Annotated in this window: 13 protein-coding genes and 8 pseudogenes; 5 read left to right on the top strand and 16 right to left on the bottom strand. The window is 62.7% G+C overall.

Annotation, left to right across the window (positions count from 1 at the left end):
* Nucleotides 1-128 precede the first annotated feature (128 nt).
* Nucleotides 129-844: pseudogene (locus GD748_RS19210) on the bottom strand (IS3 family transposase); the annotation flags it as partial.
* 188 nt (nucleotides 845-1,032) lie between these two features.
* On the opposite strand from GD748_RS19210, the pseudogene istB (GD748_RS19205) reads away from it, so the two are divergent.
* Both istB (GD748_RS19205) and GD748_RS20090 read left to right on the top strand, forming a co-directional pair.
* Nucleotides 1,033-1,850 (top strand): annotated as a pseudogene (gene istB / locus GD748_RS19205) (IS21-like element helper ATPase IstB).
* A gap of 342 nt (nucleotides 1,851-2,192) precedes the next feature.
* Nucleotides 2,193-2,542 (top strand): annotated as a pseudogene (locus GD748_RS20090) (ISL3 family transposase); the annotation flags it as partial.
* A 284-nt stretch (nucleotides 2,543-2,826) separates the two neighbouring features.
* Here GD748_RS20090 and GD748_RS19200 read toward each other — a convergent pair.
* The 9 genes from GD748_RS19200 to GD748_RS19695 form a co-directional block, all read right to left on the bottom strand.
* Nucleotides 2,827-3,525 carry a cysteine hydrolase family protein gene (locus GD748_RS19200; RefSeq protein ID WP_193313038.1) on the bottom strand — a complete coding sequence of 233 codons (699 nt, stop codon included), beginning with the start codon at nucleotides 3,523-3,525 and terminating at the stop codon, nucleotides 2,827-2,829.
* Between the two features lie 535 nt (nucleotides 3,526-4,060).
* Nucleotides 4,061-4,606, bottom strand: a complete 546-nt coding sequence (locus GD748_RS19195) for a nuclear transport factor 2 family protein (RefSeq protein ID WP_152196853.1) — start codon at nucleotides 4,604-4,606, stop codon at nucleotides 4,061-4,063.
* 673 nt (nucleotides 4,607-5,279) lie between these two features.
* Complete coding sequence (locus tag GD748_RS19185) at nucleotides 5,280-6,035, bottom strand: ABC transporter ATP-binding protein (RefSeq protein WP_226921665.1); 756 nt, start codon at nucleotides 6,033-6,035, stop codon at nucleotides 5,280-5,282.
* Complete coding sequence (locus GD748_RS19180; protein WP_193313037.1) at nucleotides 6,032-7,729, bottom strand: branched-chain amino acid ABC transporter ATP-binding protein/permease; 1,698 nt, start codon at nucleotides 7,727-7,729, stop codon at nucleotides 6,032-6,034. Before GD748_RS19180 ends, GD748_RS19185 begins: the two co-directional genes overlap by 4 nt.
* Before the next feature lie 179 nt (nucleotides 7,730-7,908).
* The gene (locus GD748_RS19175; RefSeq protein ID WP_152196850.1) at nucleotides 7,909-8,757 is read right to left on the bottom strand and encodes a branched-chain amino acid ABC transporter permease; all 849 of its coding nucleotides are present in this window, start codon (nucleotides 8,755-8,757) and stop codon (nucleotides 7,909-7,911) included.
* Between the two features lie 90 nt (nucleotides 8,758-8,847).
* Nucleotides 8,848-10,053, bottom strand: coding sequence for a substrate-binding protein (locus GD748_RS19170; protein ID WP_152196849.1), 1,206 nt, complete (start codon nucleotides 10,051-10,053; stop codon nucleotides 8,848-8,850).
* Between the two features lie 231 nt (nucleotides 10,054-10,284).
* Complete coding sequence (locus tag GD748_RS19165; protein ID WP_152196848.1) at nucleotides 10,285-10,716, bottom strand: ester cyclase; 432 nt, start codon at nucleotides 10,714-10,716, stop codon at nucleotides 10,285-10,287.
* Between the two features lie 67 nt (nucleotides 10,717-10,783).
* Nucleotides 10,784-12,121 carry a transaldolase family protein gene (locus tag GD748_RS19160; RefSeq protein ID WP_193313036.1) on the bottom strand — a complete coding sequence of 446 codons (1,338 nt, stop codon included), beginning with the start codon at nucleotides 12,119-12,121 and terminating at the stop codon, nucleotides 10,784-10,786.
* A 22-nt stretch (nucleotides 12,122-12,143) separates the two neighbouring features.
* Nucleotides 12,144-12,569 carry a hypothetical protein gene (locus GD748_RS19695; protein ID WP_193313035.1) on the bottom strand — a complete coding sequence of 142 codons (426 nt, stop codon included), beginning with the start codon at nucleotides 12,567-12,569 and terminating at the stop codon, nucleotides 12,144-12,146.
* Nucleotides 12,570-13,226: 657 nt separating this feature from the next.
* Here GD748_RS19695 and GD748_RS19150 point away from each other — a divergent pair.
* Nucleotides 13,227-13,370 carry a tyrosine-type recombinase/integrase gene (locus tag GD748_RS19150; RefSeq protein WP_152196846.1) on the top strand — a complete coding sequence of 48 codons (144 nt, stop codon included), beginning with the start codon at nucleotides 13,227-13,229 and terminating at the stop codon, nucleotides 13,368-13,370.
* 113 nt (nucleotides 13,371-13,483) lie between these two features.
* On the opposite strand, the gene istB (GD748_RS19145) is transcribed toward GD748_RS19150, so the two are convergent.
* Complete coding sequence (gene istB, locus GD748_RS19145; protein WP_152196845.1) at nucleotides 13,484-14,296, bottom strand: IS21-like element helper ATPase IstB; 813 nt, start codon at nucleotides 14,294-14,296, stop codon at nucleotides 13,484-13,486.
* Nucleotides 14,293-15,827 (bottom strand): annotated as a pseudogene (gene istA / locus GD748_RS19140) (IS21 family transposase). Before istA ends, istB (GD748_RS19145) begins: the two are co-directional and overlap by 4 nt.
* Nucleotides 15,828-16,161: 334 nt before the next feature.
* Between istA and GD748_RS19135 the strand changes: the two are divergent.
* Nucleotides 16,162-16,410, top strand: coding sequence for a site-specific integrase (locus tag GD748_RS19135; RefSeq protein ID WP_152196844.1), 249 nt, complete (start codon nucleotides 16,162-16,164; stop codon nucleotides 16,408-16,410).
* Between the two features lie 24 nt (nucleotides 16,411-16,434).
* Here GD748_RS19135 and GD748_RS19130 read toward each other — a convergent pair.
* Nucleotides 16,435-16,749 (bottom strand): annotated as a pseudogene (locus GD748_RS19130) (integrase core domain-containing protein); the annotation flags it as partial.
* Nucleotides 16,750-16,795: 46 nt separating this feature from the next.
* On the opposite strand from GD748_RS19130, the pseudogene GD748_RS19125 reads away from it, so the two are divergent.
* A pseudogene (locus tag GD748_RS19125) lies at nucleotides 16,796-18,183 on the top strand (IS30 family transposase); the annotation flags it as partial.
* Nucleotides 18,184-18,195: 12 nt separating this feature from the next.
* Here the strand turns inward: GD748_RS19125 and GD748_RS20085 are convergent.
* From GD748_RS20085 to GD748_RS19105, 3 genes and pseudogenes are all read right to left on the bottom strand, one after another.
* Nucleotides 18,196-19,169: pseudogene (locus tag GD748_RS20085) on the bottom strand (IS3 family transposase); the annotation flags it as partial.
* A gap of 89 nt (nucleotides 19,170-19,258) precedes the next feature.
* On the bottom strand, nucleotides 19,259-19,492 hold the full coding sequence (locus tag GD748_RS19110) for a hypothetical protein (RefSeq protein ID WP_152196841.1): 234 nt from the start codon (nucleotides 19,490-19,492) through the stop codon (nucleotides 19,259-19,261).
* A 280-nt stretch (nucleotides 19,493-19,772) separates the two neighbouring features.
* Nucleotides 19,773-20,038 (bottom strand): annotated as a pseudogene (locus GD748_RS19105) (transposase); the annotation flags it as partial.
* Between the last annotated feature and the right edge of the window lie 125 nt (nucleotides 20,039-20,163).

Raw genomic sequence — 20,163 nt, 5'->3', positions numbered from 1 at the left:
ATCCTTCCTCGCGTCCATCGCCATCCGCGTCGCCCGCTCCTGCAGCTCGACGCTGTACTTCCTCGGTGCTGCCATGACTCTCATCCTTCCGTGGAATGAGAGCCTCCATCAGACCCGGGGCGATTCACCTTCTGCCCCGACGGCTCCGGGATCGTGGTCCGGACCCGCCGGCGCTTGCGGTAGCCGCGGATGCCGTGCTCGCGCATCACCCGCGCGACCCGCTTGTGGTTGACCCGCTCCCCAGCGGCGACCGCGTCGTTGAGCTCCGCGGTCACCCGCGGGGCCCCGAGGTTGTTGTCCTGGGCGTGGATGGCCCGGATCTTCTCGGCCAGCTCGGCGTCGGCCGCGGCCCGAGCCGCCCGGGCCGGTGCCCCGGCCTTCCAGGCGTAGTAGGACGATCGCTCGATCTCGACGAGCTCACACAACCGCTTCACCTCGAAGGTGTCCTGGTGGTCGGCGACGAACTGGAAGCGGCTCACCAGTTCGTCTCCCCGGCGAAATACTTCGCCGCCGACCTGAGGATCTCTCGCTCGGTCGTAAGCTTGGTCCTCTCAGCCTCCAGCTCGTTGACCCGCGCCCGAAGCCGGGCGATCTGCTGCTCGTCGGTCTCCTCCCTCGCAGCCGGCGCCGACGCCTCCGGCTGGGCCGGTTTGAGCGGGCTGGCGGTGGGCGTGCCGTCGGCAGCGGTCTTCTTGCCGGTCCCGTACAGGCCGAGCCAGTGACGCAACGTGCCACGCTCGACGCCCAGGTCCTCGGCGATGCCACGCACCGTCGCGCCCGGAGTGGACTCGTACAAATCGACGGCCTGCCGACGGAACTCATCGGAGTAGTTCTTACGGGCCATGGTTCAAGATTCTCGCTCTCTCCCGCGATTGCGGGATTCAGCGTGTCCACGAACCAGGGTCAGGGCCCACCACCACGCCAGCGCCCGGCCCGGTGCCACCCCCCGGGCCGGAGAAGACCGCTCACTCACCCAGGGCACCAGCGCCTGGGCGGCACTGGGCCACCAGCACGGCGACGACGCGGCCACCGGTGAGGAGGTGGCCTCATGAGCGCGGCGACCACGGCAGTGCCGACTCTCGGGTCCCGGCGGCCCCGCCGCTGCCGGAGGACCTCCAAACGCTGCTGCGCCGGCTACGGCTGCGCACATCCGCACCCACGCCCCCGAGGTCATCGCCACCGCCAAGGCCCAACGCTGGGAACCCGTCGAGGTCCTGCGCGCCCTGCTCAGCGAGGAGGCCGCCGGCCGCGACCGCGCCGCGCTGGCCACCCGCCGCACCGCGGCAGGCTTCCCCACCGGCAAGACCTTCGACGCCTGGGACGAGGCCGCCTCCTCGATCCCCGTCCCGACCCAGCAGGCACTACGCACCCTGGAATGGGTCACCCGCAAGGAGAACCTCGTCCTCTGCGGCCCCTCCGGCACCGGCAAGACGTTCCTGCTCGAGGCCCTGGGCCAGCAGGCCGTCGAGCAGGGGCTGAAGGTCTCCTGGTTCACCCTCGAAGACCTCGGCGCCGTGCTGCGCCGCCACCGCGCGGACGACACCGTCACCAAGGCCATCGCCAGGGTGCTGCGCGCCGACCTGATCATCGTCGACGACATCGGCCTGCTCCCCGTCGCGACCGACGCCGCCGAGGGCCTCTACCGCCTCGTCGACGCCGCCTACGAAAAACGGGCCGTCGCCATCAGCTCGAACCTCCATCCGGCTGGCTTCGACGAACTCATGCCCAAGACCATCGCCACCGCCACGGTCGACCGGCTCTTGCACCACGCCCACGTCTGCCAGACCAGCGGCGAGTCCGTCCGCCTCTCCCAGGCACTGACCGGACGAGGAGTGAAGGCCTTGGCCTAACCAACGAGGCCGGTGATGGCCAGCACTGGGCAGATCCCATGGCCATCACCGGGCAGATCTCGTGACCGTCACCGGGCAGGTCTCACGACCGCCCCTGGGCAGTCCTCACTGTCCCTTGACACACCTCCCAGGCGGCCGAGCCGAAGCGCCTGACCGTGGCCCGCGTCGCCGAGACGGGTCCTCATCGATGACGCGCAGCGGTTTGAATGGCGTCACAGTGGTCGGGGTCGATGTGCACGTGTGGCGCCACACCCGCCGCGGCGCCAAGTTACGTCACCGTCGGAGCAGAGCGAGTCGCCCTTTGCGGCCGCGGTGACCGCGAGTATCCAGCAGGACGCGGCAGCGGCACTTCGTCCAGCGCCCGACGCTGTCGCGGTGATGGATCCCTTCCCACGTCGTCCGGGATGGTCGGGGACGCCGCGCACCCTGTACACCGGCGCCGATCTGCTCACCGACCGGCAGACCCAGCGGCTTCAAGAACTCTTCGCACCGGACGCCTTGTCGAGGTCGAGGCTGCCTAGGGCAGCGTCGCGCTGCCGATGTTCTGGCCTTCTTCGACCGCCCTGGTGCGTCCAACGGCCCTACCACGGCGATCAATTGGTCGGTCCGACCACGTCCGCGGCTCCGCCCTCGGATTCCAAAACGCACCAACTACATCGCCAGAATCTCTACTCGAGGCCGGCGGATTCAGAAGCCCTCCTACACCCTCAATTCTGAAGAGCAAGCACCGAAGTCCGCCGCAGCAGGCGTCGCGATCGCGAACTCCCGGATCGGGGGACAGAACTGTGCGTGCTCGTCGCGACCTCACCGCACCCAGAAGCGCAATGGGTAAAACTGATGTGCCGCGGCTGAGGGCTCGACCTCTTTCAAAGGCTTCCGAGCTCGGGGTCGACGACGGAGCCGCGGCCAGGCAGGGGGCTTGGTTTTCAGCCGCGACGCCCCATATCGGACTGCGTACCTCCCGAGCGAAGAACCACTACGACCCTGGCACTGCCCCCATGTCAGGAGTTATTCGGGACGCTTTTGCCCCACGCATCCATGATACGACCTCTTCGGAACTGAGTACCTCAGCATAGGTGTACCGCATCGACTCGATGGAAGCCTCTTGGATTACGGGTGAAGCGGCAGCTGTGGCATCTTCGACAACCACTACGTCATACCCTCGATCCGAAGCCGCCCGCGCGGTGGACTCCACACACTCGCTAGTCTCGACGCCAGTCATCACAAGAGTTCGGATTCCAAGATTCATTAACACGTAATCGAGGTTCGTGCTACTGAACGGGCCAGAAGATGTCTTGTTAATGACGATCTCGTCGCCGACTGGTTCGACCCCTTCAATGAACTGAGAGTCGAGCGATCCAGGGAACACCAGCGAACCAAGGCGCTTGTGCTGAGCACTCCTGTCGCGACCATCACGCGTTAAGGACTGTATACGGAGATGAATCACCTCCAGCTCGGCATTCCTAAAGGTCGATTGAAGGCGCGATACTGCCGGAACGACGACCTCGTTCAGCCGGTCGAAGTACATGCGGTAGCCACCACTAGCCGGATGATGAAGATCGATTGTGGCGAAACTCCCACCGGTGTGGGTGCAGCAGAATTTCTGCAAATCAATACACAGCAGGGCCGTCTTGCGATCAAATGCGCGCAGCTTTGCGCGATTCTTCTTTACCACCAATAGCCTTTCCTCCCATCATTCCCAACAGGATGTCTGTGCCGCCTCATGAACTTTATGCCGGTGATTGACGGGTTGACGTTGCCCAATTCCGCGGTGTGCGTGGTGAGTGAGGTCCGTGAGACTCGTTCGGATATGGAGTAGCGCCCGTCCCATCACCCTCTCCGAGAGAACGATGTCGCATTCAGAGCGGGAAGTCGCCCATAGCTCTGTGGCGAAGCGCCCGGGCTCATCGGTACAACGTCAGGCTCCGCCGTGTCCGGCGGCGGTGAGCCGGGACTCTTGGGCACCAAACCTGCTGCTATCCAGCCAGGAGTGGGGATGCCCGGACTCTTTGGGACTGCGTTCGAATATGCCTGTCCCGGCGGCGGGGAACCCGGACTGCTCGGAAGGACTGTCGACTCCATCGCGCTCACCTTCTCTTCTCGTACGATTGGAATGTAGCGACCGAAATGAATATGCATTCCGCCCGGCACACTGGTGGCACCGCCGTCGAAGGCGAGCGCCGAGATTGCTGTAAGTAGACCGAAACGAATCACAGATTGACGTTAGGAGGCCATTTCCAACTATCGGAAAATCGCTCGGCCGCCCACCCGGTTCGCCATGGCACAAGGAGTTCAAGTTCGAGTCGAACAGAACTCACGAGCCAGGTGGTGTTATACCGTATAAAGCCGTCATGGTATCTACCTGCCAGGATCCATGGTTCGCCCCTTATCGCCAATGGGTGCCAGACCAACCAAGTCCCCGACGCGGCGAGCCTTCCAGGTTCAATCACAATGTTGACCAAACTCAAATACTGGAGGGACATGTCGAACGCATCCCGAAATTGCGTTACAAGCCTGTTAAGGCCGTTCACCTCCTCGTAAATACCGAACTGCTCGCCGGTCCAGGAGAACGTATCGGCAATCGGGAAATCCGATGCGGCGAATTCGCTGGAGCCATTAGTGGCCTTGTCGAACGACTCGACGAACCGCAGCTTGGCGTCCTCAATATCTCTGCGATCTTCTAAGAGCGCAAGGCGGTGATCGCACGCTTCCAATTCTGTTGCATCACCCGGCGGATACCTGCGATCTGAAGCCAATTGCGTTCACTCCTCAGCTGTGGGTAGTTCACCCGTGGACGTTTGGTCAATCACTCTCGTGGCTGGCGCCCACCCGCGATCGTGTGGGCTAATGAAATGGACGGACTGCTGCCATTCGTTCCACCGCCACTTTTGCTGCCAGTCAGTCGCTAGCGCGACATCGTGCGTAAACGCTCCAACGGCGGATGCCGTTCCTATTACAGGCGTTTCCCACCCATAGCAGTGCACCTGGACGGTATCATCGCCAAGACCGGTCACCCGTATGTTAGTAAAGTAGTGCAGGGTGAAGGGTGCGACTAGCTGCTTGAAGAAGGCGGCAATATCGTCGTGACCAACGTGCTCATCACCGTTGCTCGCGAATCGTGCGTTGCGAGACCAGTACTTCTCGAGGCCAGCGATTTGATAAGGACCTTCATCGCACGCTTCCCCATAAGCAGTGATCATTGCTCGCACTTCAACCGATCGTTCGAGTGCCGAAACTCTACGAACCAAATCGGAAACGCGTTTACCTCGATCGTTCATGTGGCTATACCCCGCTTCATTGCGAAAACAAGCTTTCCCGTTGCCCGACCCGAGGTTCGGCGTGTCGTTGACATGTGCACAAAGCCCCAGATGAAGTTTCGCCGTCTGTGACACGTGCCGCGCCCAGACGGGCGGTCAATCAACTCCGCTCTCAGACGGATACGAATTCGAGTGCGACGTCCTTCCACCTATGTTCGCGGGTGAAACCTGTCTTGACGATCTCACCCACGCTCATTACTGCAAAGTCATCTGCTAAGGAGAAGGCGAATTCAAGATCCTGTTCTACAGCCAGAACGGTAGTCTTGTACTTCTCACGCTGGTCAGCGAGGACCTCTCGTAGTAGATGTCGCACCGAAGGCTGTAGACCTTCCGTAATTTCATCCAAGATGAGCAGTTGTGGTCGATTTACCAAACCCCGCGCGAGCAGCAACATTTTTTGCTCTCCCCCGCTTAAGGTGCCAGCCATTTGGGCGCGTCGTTCCCCCAACTTTGGAAACAACTCGGTAACGCGAGCCATACCCTCCTCAACGCTTAGCGACTCTCTGAGCGCCACAGAGATGTTCTCTTCAACGGTTAGGTCTCCGAATAGCGCTTGTTCTTGCGCGATGTAGGCGACTCCACGTCGAGCTATCGAGTGCGGTCGTGTTTTGGCGTCTAGTGCGGAGCCAAAGAGTTCTACCTCGCCGGCCATCCGGGGAACAAGGCCAAAGATGGTCTTTAGCAGAGTACTCTTGCCCATCCCGTTGCGACCAACCACGCAAGATGCACCACCAGTGGGCACCTCGAGATTTACGCCATGCAGGACCTTTGCTCCAGCGTACCCGCTTGTAAGTCCGCTTACTGCCAGCGCTACTGTCGCCCTACTTCTATCGCGGGCGACGGTTTTGATCTCCGAGCCATCACTCACTCGTCTGCCTCCTCTACCGATCCAGTGTAAATTTCCCTCACGACGTCTGACTCAACAACGTCTGCGACACTCCCGTCGAGGATGAGTTCACCATTGTTCATCACAATGATTCGCGAACTTACATTGCGAACGAACTCCAGATCGTGCTCAACAAGGATCACGACTCGTTTGAACTCGCTCGCGATCTGTTGGAAAATGCGGCCGAGTTGCAATCGTTCTGCGTGAGACAAGCCAGCAGTCGGTTCATCGAGGAGGACCACAGAAGGATCTGTTGCGAGTAGCAAGGCCAACTCGAGTGCCTGCTTCTCGCCATGCGAGAGATTTCCTGCGACCGTACGCAGTTGATCTGTTAGGTCAGTCGCCTCCAGTACTTCGATCGCGAGCTGGGGCAACTCAAGTTCCTCGTCCCTTCGAAGAAGAGATGGCCGATCCTTGGAGTATCGCGCCACGCGAAGTGCTTCACCCACCGTCAAGGTGGAGAAGACACTCGCGTGCTGGAACTTCTGGCCAACGCCGAGCCATGACACTTCTTCGGGCGGCAGGTTGCCTGTATCAGTGCCTGACACGCGAACGGTACCGGAAGTCCTTTTACGTCCATCGCTGATGCAGTGCATCGCCGATGTCTTCCCGGCGCCATTGGGGCCAACAATGCTGACCAACTCCCCGGGGACAGCTTGAAACGACAGGCCCGACACCGCCCGAACGGCACCATATTGGAGAACTACCCCATCGAGTTCTAGTCCACCTGCCTTGTCGGCGGCGTTATCTCCCTTGTCGGCGGCCCTGAGGACTACTTGGTCGGTCGGCGCCTGCGTACCACTCTTACGGAGCAGTCGTTGCCATAGTGGCTTCAACATTCCGGCTGCACCAGCGGGGAAGTACATGACGACAACCACGAAGACGATTCCAAGAAGCAGTTGCCATAGGAAAGGTAGATCACCACTTAGGCTGGCTGTAGCCCAATTCACGCCGATCGCAGCTACAACCGGACCAAACAACGTCGCCCGTCCCCCGACAGCGGTCCAAATAATCATCTGCGTGGCCAGCTCGAAGGAACCAATGTCCGGCGCCACTACATTTTGAGACAAGGCGTATAGAACTCCCGCCAATGCTGACACGACGCTCAGTGCAGCGAACAGATAGAGTTTGATTCGATGCACTCTGACACCAACGAATCGGCACCGTGTCTCGTTATCTCGAATCGCTCGCAGAACGGTGCCCATGTCAGATTTCGTGAATACATACGCACACACGAGCACGACGATTAGAAACGCACCGCAAAGCCAGTACCAAGAGAGAGGCGAGAGCGCGACCGGGCTGAATCCCGCTAAGCCGCTACTCGAGCCCGTAAACGTCCCGCCAGAAAGCATAGCCCTCTGGAAGATAAACGGTGCCGCGAACGTGACAACCGCGATATAGAGCCAATTCGCCTTTGAGTGGAATGAGAGAGCTCCAAAAATGAACGCAGTCACCACAGCACAAATAACGCCTATTGCGGCCCCCAGAAGCGCCATTGGCACGGTATAGGCTCCTGTTTGGCTGACGGCGACTGCGACTCCATATGCACCAAGCCCGAAAAATGCGGATTGTGCGTAACTAAGAATGCCAGTGTATCCCCATAACAGATCAACCGTGACTGCGGTTACACCGAATAGGAACGCTACAGCGAGAACGCTTTGAGTGTAGCTATCCATGGCGGGCCCAAGAGCGAGTAATACACTCGCACCTAGTAGGAACTTCACAAATGACCGGGGCTGCCTTCGCCTTTCGTCAGGGGCCGGCTGCACCACCCTGGCTTTTGGTAACGCAACACTGCTGCTACCACTCATCGGAACCATCCTCAGCTATCCCTATAACAATGAAATGATCTGGACTAGAACGTCGTTGCCTGCCTGGCGAAGCCGGCAGGTCTGAACCTCAGGACAGTGACTACCAAGAGAGGCACCACAAGCGTCGCTACCGTTGCGTTGAGCAGTGTCCCCACCAGGACCTGAGCTGTACCGAAGACGAGCCCAGTCAACAACAGGCCTCGAATAGATACGCCGACCAGCAGTGACAGCATGAAGGCAATCAAAAGCCAGTAGTTTCCAAGCGTTGGGTCGACGCTGAGGAGCGGCGCCACGAGGCCACCCGCTAGGCCCGCCATTGCCGAGCCAAGAGTGAACGTCACAAATCGCACCATCTTAGAATCGATACCCAACGACTCAGTGAGATGCTCATCCATGATTACAGCCCGGGCCAAAAGTCCGGCTCGCGTACGCTTTAGAACCAGCATGAATATAGCACATATAGCTAGTGCCGCTATGACAAGGACGAGGCGGAATCCAGAGTAGGTAACGCCTCCGAAGTCAATTGCGCCGATACCTGGTGATCCTGATACATACGTCCCTCTGCCAAAGTAGAGCACCAGCAACTGTACGATGATCAGGTTCAGACCCCAGGTCGCAAGGATCATGTCTAGGGGGCGACCGTAAAGACGTCGGATAATGATTGGCTCGACAGCCATAGCGACCACCATTGCCCCAGCCACGCTGAGGCAGAGAGCCCACCAATATGACAAGCCAATCTGTGCGCCTACGACAGTGCCGTACGCGCCGATCGTCATAAAGGCGCCGTGTGCAAAGTTGATGATTCTCATCATCCCGAACACGAGCAACATACCCGAAACAACCACAATCAGGATGGCCCCGGTGGAGATAGAATCTAAAGCGAGGCCGCTCACGATGCACAGCCGCTCTCATTAAAGGTACACATACAACCCACCGCCGTCTCCTCACTGCGAGTCAGATACTGAAAGGTAAATCAAGTCGCTTCAGTTCAAGCCAGGGCACTGGTCGCCCGGTTCGATCAGGCCGAAGTCATGAACGACGGCGGTCGTGCCATCTGGCCGCACCTCGCCCATCCAGATGTTCAGGGCAGCATGGTGCTGTTTGTCGACTGCCACTCTTCCTGACGGCCCCTCAAACTCAACCTGCGAGAGTGCCTCGATGATGGCTTCGCTGTCTGTCGATCCTGCTTGCTCGATCGCATTTCCTAGGAGGCGCACTCCGTTGTACTGAGGCACAGACAGGTAATTGGGCAATTGTGCCTCTTCTCCAAATTCGTCCTCTAGTGCCGCGAGCAGTGCGTCGTTACCGTCGTTGTCCAGCTCAGTAAAGTAGGGGCTGGGGTACAGCAATCCCTCAACGGTTTCACCAAGGTCCTTTGCCGTCTGCTCGTCCACAGTCAGACTGACGTGAGGAATGTCAAATCCCCCTTCATGCCACTGCTGAAAGAAGGTGACGTGGGGCGCGCCTGCGGCGAACGCGCTCACCACGGCATCCGGCTCTGCAGCACGGATACTCTGCAAAACGCTAGTCCAATCGGGCGCGTCGATTGGATTAAATTCCGTGCCTACGACCTCGTACCCCTTATCTGTGAGGAGTTCAGAAAAGAAGTTGACCGCACCTCTTCCATAGGCATAATCGCTCCCCACGAGGAACCATGTTTCTGCGTCCATCTGCTCTTGGACGTAGTCAATTGCCGGCTCAGAGACCTGGATCGGTACGGGCGCTGGGATAAATAGATTCGGAGCGCATGCCCCGCCTTCGTAGTTCGAGGTATAGATATAGGGAACATTCTCGCGCGCGGCGATAGGCTGTCCGGCATTGCGTGCCGCACTCGTTTCCATTCCCACTATCCCGGTGACGCCATCGTCAAGTATCGCTTTCGTAAAAGCCTTCACGGCTCCTTCGGCGCCGCTTTGGTCGTCGTAGACACGCATCGCCACCTCGCGTCCTAGAAGGCCGCCAGATTCATTGATTTCATTAATCGCAACCTGGGACGCCTGAACAATGGAAGGAGCGATCGTAGAGTTTGACCCTGTCAAGCCAACAGGGATACCAATGACGATAGCGTCCTCGCTGACAGGCTTCTGTTCTGCGACGGCAGAGCCCTCACCCTCAGCTGGTCCTGTGCAAGCAGCGAGTCCAAGAGCTGAAGCGCTCAGGATTGCGACCACTCCATGTGTCATCTTCATCGATGTCTCACATCTTCCGTTAATAGTCGTTGTCTGTGTCAAACCCGTGGTGATGGATCGGGTAGTCCGACGGCCCGCTGCGATCGCTCTAGCCGACTTGTTCGTTTTCGCGTGTCTGGGAGTTTTCGGCCGGCCCCGTAAGGGAGTCGGGGCCGGCCACGGCGACCAACTAGGAGACGCCGCCGCTACATCTCTAGCTCCTTCAGTTCACGGTTCGCCTCTCGAATTCGACTAGTTGATAAGCCCAGGGACCGGTTCCCTCACGCCCAGCTGGACAACAATTGCGTATAGGTCCAGGAGGCCCCACTGTTCCGCAATTTTGCCGTCGCGCATTTTGCAAACCATTGCGTCGATCGCTTCAAAACGCTTGCCGGTGGGCGGAAAAGGACCGTCGCCGGTGTTCGTTCCCGTATTCAATTGATGAACAGCCACCAGATCGCCTTCGCTGATTACAAATTTGGGCGATTCGTGGTAGTCGGGGAAGGTGGTGCGCATTCGAGCCACCACTTCCCTGACGCCTTCATGGCCGGGCGGCCAATGAAAGCCTGGTGTGGCGGGCTGGTGGGAAACGAAGTCCTCTGTGTAGAACTCGGGAATACGATCGAGTTCTCCACGACACCAGATAGCATCAATCGATGCCCTTACAATGTCACTATTGTTCACTTGCTGTCTCCTATCGTCGGGTTGAAATTAACGCTCAGCGGGAATTGTGGCCAGATTGGCTTGCGACTCAAACAACCTCGCCTGAAGGTCCGGTTGCCACTGGCTGACGAATTGCCGCGTTCACACCTTCCGCAGCTTTCATGAAACGCCGCTGGTAACTAACGACCTGTGGCGTGCTGGTCCAGCGTGACAGATAGTCTGGCTCAGTAGTTACTACCACGCGGTTATGCATCGGCATGAATTCATCTTCGGTTAGCATGGACATGACGTCCGGGAACATCTCGTGGCCCTCCATGGAGCAAATGATCAAACGAGTGTCCGGAAGGTTCGCGGTCTGCAGCCACCGAAGCGCACTTCGCGCCGTATCGAGACCATCATCGTTGTTTCGAGACCGGTATCTTGACAAAGAACGCGCCAATTGTAGGACCTGCAATAGGTCCATGTGCTCGTCCGAGGGGGCCAGATAGTCGGCATTCAATAGGAACGAGCGCAACTCTTCGATGAACTGGATGTCTTCCGTCGCATCAAACGCCGCTAAGGCCCCCTGGATCCGCCTTGTTGCGGCCACGCGATGTCGGATAAACGCATTGATAAAGTATGGCCGTGTTTGAAGCGCCAACGGTACTTGATATGGTTCAAACATGAGGGTGAAGTTGATTCGGTAGCCGGCTTCTTGGAGTCTCGAAGCAAGCCGATGCCCGTGTAGGTAATCTGCGGCGTTGCCTTGGTCATATCGACGGTCTAGACGCCCGTCACCGCTCAACAACTGGGACACATTAGAAGCGTTAACTGGGCCCGTGTGCGGGACCTTGACGACGAGGCGGTGCTTAGTCAGTATCTCCTCATACCGGGCGATTTCATCAAGAATCCTCCCGAAGTCATTGTCGAAGGGATTGTGAAGCTCCACCGAGATGTCGCTCCCTGGACCGAGAATGTCAGCCAGGCGCCCGACAACCTCCTCGATCGTCTTGAATTCGTTCCTAACGTTGGCCTTCGGATTATTTAGGAACAGGTCGTAGACGATTCCCGGGTTGCACGTCAAATTCGCTACGATTCCCGCGCACGGTTCGACCTCGTAAGGGTTCGCCGAATCAACGGAAAATAGGAGCGGGGTCGGACGGGCCAGGCCATTTGACGCGTAGCCGATGTCTCGGACGAGGTCGTAGTGAATGACGTCCTGTTGAACATCGAATATGGTTTCAATTCGAAATCCAGGGGGCGTGCCGTCATCAGAGCCAAATAGATCAATCACTTCTCTGAACTGGGTGGTAACGCCTACACCGCTGGCGCTAAGCGCTTTTGAAAGTAGCCTAGTTGGCACTTTCTCGAGATAGCTTTCAGTGCCCCGTTCCGGGGTGAGACGCGAAATCATTTCTCGAGATTTCAGTGTATCTGAGTTAAGCACCTTTGCTCCCTCCTCATTCCCTTTATTGGTGTGTCCTCGTTCCGACGAACTGTTCGGAGACCTTGTTCGCTGGCCGGTGAAGCCTTTCAAATGCGCGCAATAGGGGGGGCGCAGGCGCATCCAGCCCGACGATCTCGTCGGCAAGACTCCGGGCTCGGTCTGCCACCGCAGGCAACCCAGCGGGCGGGTATGCCTGGAATGCAATAGCAGAGTTGACGGCGTCTTCAACGCCGATGATGTTCTCGATCTTTGATTTCACGGTGGCGCCGACTGCATGCGCTGTCCTGACGACTTCCACGGTCTCCCGCTTGGCACGTGGTAGGCCATGGTTCTCTGCCTCGGAGAGCACCAGCGACAAGTGAGCGCAATGCGCCTGATGAGTCGTGGCTCGATCCGGGCAGTGGCGGTCTTGAGCGTGCTGAGTGAGCCTTGCGTTCGAGACGAGCATTGCCACTCCCTTGCTGACCGAAGTCGAGGTGAGACGATGGGCTGCCGTGGTCGTTGACTATACAGGTACGTACCGGTAGGTCAAGCCCTTAAGGCAGTTCGCTTCCGTCGTTTTCATGGCGCCAGCCTCGACGACGTCGCGCAGTTGTTGCGCCTTGCCAGCCCGACGACTACAAGCGTGTACGCCAAGACCGGCCAGGCCCGGCTCGCCATGCGGGCCCGGCCGTGGCCGAGCAGCAAGGCCGAGTCATGAGCCATTAACTGCGCCAGACGGTCCGGGACTACCTGCGGGTCCGTCGTGCCCTGGGGCATACACTGCGTGGGGTTGAGCGCGTGCTGGACGGGTTCGTCGACCATCTCCCAGCGCTGCACGCGGACACCGTCACCGTCGAGCACGCCCTCGCGTGCGCGACTGCGCTAGCGGAGCTGTCGGCCCGCAGCCGGGCGCTGCGTCTGTCGGCGATCCCGTGCTTTACCCGGTGGACGAGCACCATCGACCCGAGCATCGAGGTACCCCGGGCCGGCTGCTGCCGGCAAGCCGGACCCGGGCCGTGCCGTACATCTACGCCGGCGAGGAGATCAGTGCGCTGCTGCGGGCGGCCGACCATTTGCGCCCAAAGATCCGGGCCGCGAGCTTCCCACACCCTGATCGCGTTGATTGTCCGCCACCGGGATACGCACCGGGGAGGCCCTCGGCCTCGACGTCACCGACCTCGACCTGACCAGTAACACCCTTACCGTGACCGGCAAGTACGGCAAGATCCGCGTGCTGCCGCTGCACCCCGGCTTCCGGTGGGAATGACAACCCCATTTGGCCCCACTGTGCTGGTTTGATCTGGCCCCACCCAGGGTCGTGCTGCTGGGTGCCGTGACGCCACCCTTCGTGGGGGGGCTCCGGCTCGGGGGGCAGGGGTTTCAGCTCGGGGCGGCTCCCTTCTTCGCCCGTGTGGTGCGCAGGCGGTAGCTGGTGGTGCCGGTGTTGATGATGTGGGCGTTGAAGGTGAGTCGGTCGACGACGGCGGCCGCCAGTCGTGGGTCTGTGAAGGTTGCACCCCACTCGGAGAAGGGGGCGTTGGAGGCGCAGGCGATCGAGGCGCGTTCCTCGCGTTCGGTGATGATCTGGAAGAGCAGCTCGGCGCCTTGGGGGTCGAGGTGGACGTAGCCGACCTCGTCGAGGCAGAGCAGGTCGATGCGGGCGTAGCGGCCGACGACGCGGGAGAGCTGATGGTCGGCGGCGGCCTCGGCGAGCTCGTTGACCAGGGCGGCGGTGGTGACGTAGCGGACCCGGCGGCCCTGCTCGGCGGCGGCGGTGCCCAGGGCGATGAGCAGGTGGGTCTTGCCGGTGCCGGAGTCCCCGAGCAGGACCAGGGGCTCGCCGGCGTCGATCCAGGCCCCGGTGGCTAGGTGCGCCAGGGTCGCCGGTGGCAGGTCTGCGATCGCGGTGGCGTCGAAGTCTTCGAGGCGTTTGGTCCGGGGGAACTTGGCCTCCTTGACCCGGCGCAGGCGGCGGCGGGCGTCTCGGTCGTCGCACTCGGCGATGAGGACCTCGGCGAGGTAGGCGCTGTGGGTCAGCCGGTCACGGGCGGCGGCCTGGGCCATCTCATGGGCCTGGGACCGGACCGTCGGCAGAGCCAGGGTCCGGCACGCGGCCGTGACGGCCGCGGCGGCGGCCTGCTCGGACAGGGCGGTAACCGCCGGACGAGCCGCAGCCGCCGTGGTCGCGCTCATGCGCCGACTCCGAGCAGGTCGTCGTAGCCGGCCAGCGACGGGGCCGGTCGGGCATCGACCGGCACGGTGTCCGCCACCTTGACCGGCACGCCAGCGCCGCCGGGCTGGTGGTGGCGGCGGGCCTCGACGGCGACGAGGTCGGGATCGAAACGGCCCATGGTCAAGGCGGCGTGCATGCCGGCCTGGACCGCGGCCGTGGGCAGGGTCCGGTGCAGGAGCAGGACCCCGACCAGGGCCCGGGTGCCGGCCCGGTCCCCGTCCGCGGCCCGGGCGGCGTCCCAGAACCGCTGGTGGACCTTGGTGAACGTGCCTGCGGCACGGGCCTGGACCAGGGCGGTTGCCCCGGGCAGCGCGCCGGGTTTGCGGGTCAGGACCTCGAGGTAGTGGTCCAGGGTCAGGTCCTCGGTGTACTTGTGCAGCGAGCGGACGTGCTCGGCGACGACCTTGCCCTCGGCGATCACCGTGATCGTCGCCGCGCCCAGACGCACCTGCAGGCGCCGCCCGGCGTAGCGGGCCGGGACGGAGTAGTAGGACTGCCGCACGCAGATGCGCGCCTTGGCATCGACCCGGCACGACAGCGTCGCGGCGGCGTCGAACGGCCCCGATGTTGGCAGGGCCCGCAGCCCGGGCAGCTCGCGGGCGGCGGCGGTCTTGACGGTCTCGGCCCGGCCGGTGATGTAGCGGTAGTCGTCCTTCGAATCCGCCCTGGCCATGTGCTCGTTCAGCTCCGCCAGCGTCGCGAAGGACGGCATCGGGACCAGGTGTCGGCGCCGGAACCGGCCGATCTCGCCCTCGACCCCGCCCTTCTCGTGAGCGCCGTCGATACCGGGCAGGCAGAAGAAGCTGTCGTAGCCGTAGTGCGATCGCATCGCGACGAAGCGCTCGTTCTCCAGCCGCTCACGGCCCAGCGCGACCCGGACCACCGCGGCGGTGAGGTTGTCGTAGCGGATCATCCCGGTCGGGACCCCGCCCAGGCGTTCGAACGCCTGCACGTGGCCGTCGAGGAAGGACTCCTGAGCCTGGTTGGCATAGGCGATGTGGACCGCCTTGCCCGAGTGCGACAGGCGCAGCACGAACATCCACAACTTCATCCAGACCCCGCCGACCATCGCCTTGAACTCACCGAAGTCGACCTCGGCCTCCTCCGCCGGCGGGTGCGTCTGCGGAACCGCGACCTCGGCCGTCTTCGTCCCGATCTCCCGGCGCAGCTCGGCCACCAGCGCCCGGACAGAGGACTCGGCCACCTTCGCTCCTTCCTCCTCGACCAGGCGTTGCCAGACCCGGCGGGCGCTGTGGCGCTGCTTGCGCGGGACCTGCTGGTCAGCGACCAGCCAGGCCCGCACCGTGGCCACGTACGGCCCAGCACCGGGGCCACCCGGTCCGGGACCTTCCGCGCCGGCGGCATCGGGTCCGCCAACGCCTGCCGCACCGTACGACGGTGCACCCGGTGCCTCGAAGCCAGCGCCCGGATCGACAAACCCTCATCCCGGGCATCTCGTCGGATACTTTCGAACTGCTCCACTCTCGACATCTCCTTCACAACCAGCCCCTTCGCTGATCCGAATCGCCTTGGCAGACGATCCGGACGCTAGGGCCGGAGGGGTCGAGGGTGGGGCCAATTCAAGCCATCACACACTGCCCAACCGGGGCCACTTCAGGCTGTCACACCCATTCCGGGCGGGCTGATCGGGTACCTGCAGCAGCGAGACCGGCTGCCGGCGGCGAACACGTGCCCGGCCCTGCTCATCTCCAGCACCGGGCGGCGGCTGAGCCCGAGCATCGCGCACGCCACCTTCGCCGGCCCGCGCCAGGCCAACGGGCTGGCACCCGCACCAGGCGGCGGGTCTGCTCCCCGGTTGCACGACATGCGCCATACCTTCGCCGTCACCACGATGCTCGAGGCATACCACTCAGGCGCGGACCCGGCCCTCGTCCTGCCGATCCTGTCGACCTGGCTCGGGCACGCCGAGCCAAGCGACTCCTACTGGTACCTCATCGCCCATCCCGGAACTGCTCGCCGCGGCCGCCGACCGGCTCGCCCGCCACGACAGGAGGCCGCGATGACCTCGCTGGCCCCGACCCTGCAGGCCTACTTCATGATCTACCTGGTCTGAACCGCCCCAGGTTCTCTGCCGCTGTTATGCGGGCTGCGGCTCGGGTTTGAGGGCAGCGTAGTAGGCCTGCTCGTACTCGGTGGGCGGGACCATTCCGAGGGTGCCGTGCAGGCGGCGGTTGTTGTACCACTCGACCCAGCCGGCGGTGGCGTACTCGACGTCGGCGAGGGTCTTGTAGGGGCCGTCGTGGAAGACGGTGGTGGCGATGCACTCGGTCTTGTACAGGCCGTTGACCGTCTCCATCAGCGCGTTGTCGTAGGCGTCGCCCACGGTGCCGATCGAGGGGCGGATCTCCTCCAGGGCCAGGTGCTCGGTGTACCGGATCGAGGTGTACTGGGCGGATTCCAGTGGCCGTCGCAACACCTCGATGATGGAGGTATGTTCGATGGCATGGCCGAAGGATCGGACTACGCGGCACACGGGTCGTCCGGCGATGCGGTCGCCGGGGCGGCCGCCGCCGCCGCGTGAGGTTGAGAGGGAATTCTGGCGGCACATCACTACGGGTGTTTCGAGCGAAGATGCTGCTCTTGCCGTAGGCGTGTCGGCGCCGGTCGGATCACGGTGGTTCCGCCACGGTGGCGGTATGCCACCGATCAGCTTGGCCGAATCCACAGGCCGGTACCTGTCCTTCGCCGAACGTGAGGAACTCGGACTGCTGAAGGCTCAGAACCTCGGCGTCCGCGAGATTGGTCGCAGGATGGGCCGGCACCCGTCGACAATCTCTCGTGAGTTGCGCCGGAACGCGGCGACCAGAGGCGGGAAGTTCGTCTACCGGGCATCGGTCGCGCAGTGGAAGGCCGAGCTGGCTGCCCGGCGACCGAAGATCGCCAAGCTCGCCACTAACGACCGGCTGCGGGACTACGTCCAGCAGCGGCTCGCCGGGGCCGTCACCGATGCCGACGGACGCCCGATCCCCGGCCCGAATGTGCCCTGGAAGGGCCGGCGCCACGGACGCCGCGCGGATCGGCGCTGGGGCACTGCGTGGAGCCCGGAGCAGATCAGCCGCCGGTTGCGGATCGACTTCCCCGATGATGAGTCGATGCGCATCTCGCACGAGGCGATCTACCAGGCCCTGTACGTCCAGGGCCGCGGCGCGCTCAAACGCGAACTGAGCGCGTGCCTGCGCACCGGTCGCGCATTGCGGGTGCCGCAGGCCCGCACCCGCGGGCGGGGCAAGAAGTTCGTCACCGCCGAGGTGCTGATCAGCCAACGTCCCGCCGAGGCCGACGACCGGGCAGTTCCCGGCCACTGGGAAGGGGATCTGATCATCGGTCTGAATCGGTCCGCGATCGGCACCCTGGTCGAGCGCACGACCCGGTTCACGATGCTGCTGCACCTACCCCGGATGGAGGGCAGGGCACCATCGAGCGGGTCAAGAACGGTCCGCCATTGGCCGGCCACGGCGCCGAGGCCGTCCGTGACGCGATCACCGCCCAGCTCGGCACATTGCCCGAGCAGCTGCGTCGGTCGTTGACCTGGGACCAGGGCTCGGAGATGTCCCAGCACGCTCAGCTGCGGATCGACTCAGCGGTGGCGGTCTACTTCTGTGATCCGCACTCGCCGTGGCAGCGTGGCACGAACGAGAACACCAATGGCCTGCTACGCCAGTACTTTCCCAAGGGCACCGATCTCTCCCGGCACAGCCCGAGCGATCTAGAGGCCATCGCCTCCACACTCAACGCGAGACCCAGGAAGACCCTCGACTACCGGACACCCGCCGAAGCCCTCGATGAGCACCTACGCTCTGTTCTACAGGGCGGTGTTGCATCGACCCCTGAACCTAAGCTGCGAGCCGGCGTCGGAGCGGTGGATCAGCTCGCCCGGCAGGGCCGGGCGGCCCTCACGGTCGCGCTGCCATAGCGCCATGCGCAGCGGGGTCATGACCAGGTCGGTGACCATCGAGCTCGCGGCGTGCCAGGCCACGATCCGCTGGGCGAAGACATCCAGGACGAAGGCGACGTAGACGAACCCGGCCCAGGTGCGCACGTACGTGAAGTCCGTGACCCACACTCGGTTCGGCGCCGTGGCGGTGAAGTTGCGGTTGTGCAGATCACCGGCCCGGTGGCCGTCCTTGGCTGGGATCGTGGTGCGGACCTTCTTGCCTCGCCGCACACCGTTCAGGCCCAAGGCCCGCATGGCCCGGTCTATCGAACCGAAGGACGCCTCGGGCAGACGAGTGCAACGGATGTAGGCGGTCATCTTGCGTCGCCCGTACAGGCCCTCCGGGGTCAACTTGCCGCTGCCGTCCCGGGCGATGGTCAAGGCGACTTCGCGGACCGCGTCGAGGACCTGGGCATCGGCGACGGTACGGGCCGCGACGCGCCGGCCGCGCTGCTTCCACATCCGGTAGGTCCGCGCGGCGACCTGGCAGCCCTGCTCGCGCAGGACCCGGCAGAACGACTCGACCGCGTGGCCCTGGGCCCGCATGGTGTCGATGAACCCCATGATCAACGGTTGCGGGGGTCGAGCTCCCCCACGAAGAAAGTTGTCGCCGCGCGCAGGATCTCCACGTCCTCACGCAGCCGCTTGTTCTCCGCCTTCAGGCGCTTCATCTCCGCGTTCTCCTCGCTCGTCACACCTGGCCGGGTCCCGGCATCGACGTCGGCCTGCACCGCCCACCGGCGAACGGTCTCCCGGCCCAGGCCCAGGCGCTCGGCCACGACCTTGCACACCGCGGTCAGTGACTCGTAGTCCGCGCGGTGGTCCTTCACCATCCGCACTGCCCGCTCCTTGACGGCGGGCTCGATCTTCTTCGGCATGGTGCACATCCTCCTCGACTCAGAGAGATGCAGCATCAAACCTGGGGCGGTTCAACGCGCCTCGGACCTGAGTCGTGGTCACGACGAGGTCATGTGCGCCGCTCTTGCCCTTCTGAATGAGCGTGTTGATCCAGTCCTGGCAAACGGCGGGGGTCAGCTCGTTCAATCGCAATTTGCCCCAGGTGCGGGACGAGGTGGTTGGCGAGCAGGCGCTCGTACTCATCGACCGTCTGCGGAAGGATCGGCGGGTTGGGCCATGTCGACTGCTCGCGCAGCTCGTTGATCCACTGCCGCGCAGCGAGCCCCACCTTGCTGTCCGGCATCAGAGCTCCGACCCCTTGGGCAGGTCCAGCCGCTCCGCCAGAGCAGCCTGGACGTTGAGCCGCCTCGGCCGACTTTCCGACCCGCGACACCTGCGTCTCCTTGCCATCCATCAACCGCAGTCGGGTCTTCGCCCGCCATCTCCCGTCCGGAGTCTGGTAGACGAAGATCTCCCCGTGCTCTCCGGGCTTCAGCCGTTGCCTCACCACGGGTCACCACCCCGTCTCTGCGGTCAAGTCCGGTGGGGTGGTGTACGAGGTTGGGCGTGATCCTTCGGGGGTGTTAGGCGCTGATGGCGCCGATGACGGGGCTGTCCTCCTTGATGGTCTCGGTGTCGATCAGGGTCAGGCGGGCCTTGGCCAGGGTCTCGAGGCCGAAGTAGCGTCGGCCCTGGCCCATTCGTCGTGCTGCTCGGCGAGCACGGCGCCGACGAGGCGGATGATGCTGGTCCGGTCGGGGAAGATGCCGACGACGTCGGTGCGGCGGCGGATCTCGCGGTTGAGGCGCTCGTTGGGGTTGTTGGACCAGATCTGGCGCCACAGCTCCTGAATCGCCCCGGGTCTGATGGAGGCTCTCATTCCACGGAAGGATGAGAGTCATGGCAGCACCGAGGAAGTACAGCGTCGAGCTGCAGGAGCGGGCGACGCGGATGGCGATGGACGCGAGGAAGGAT

This window comes from Georgenia subflava, assembly GCF_009193155.1.
Classification (GTDB): domain Bacteria; phylum Actinomycetota; class Actinomycetes; order Actinomycetales; family Actinomycetaceae; genus Georgenia; species Georgenia subflava.
This window is presented reverse-complemented; position numbering and strand designations above follow the sequence as displayed.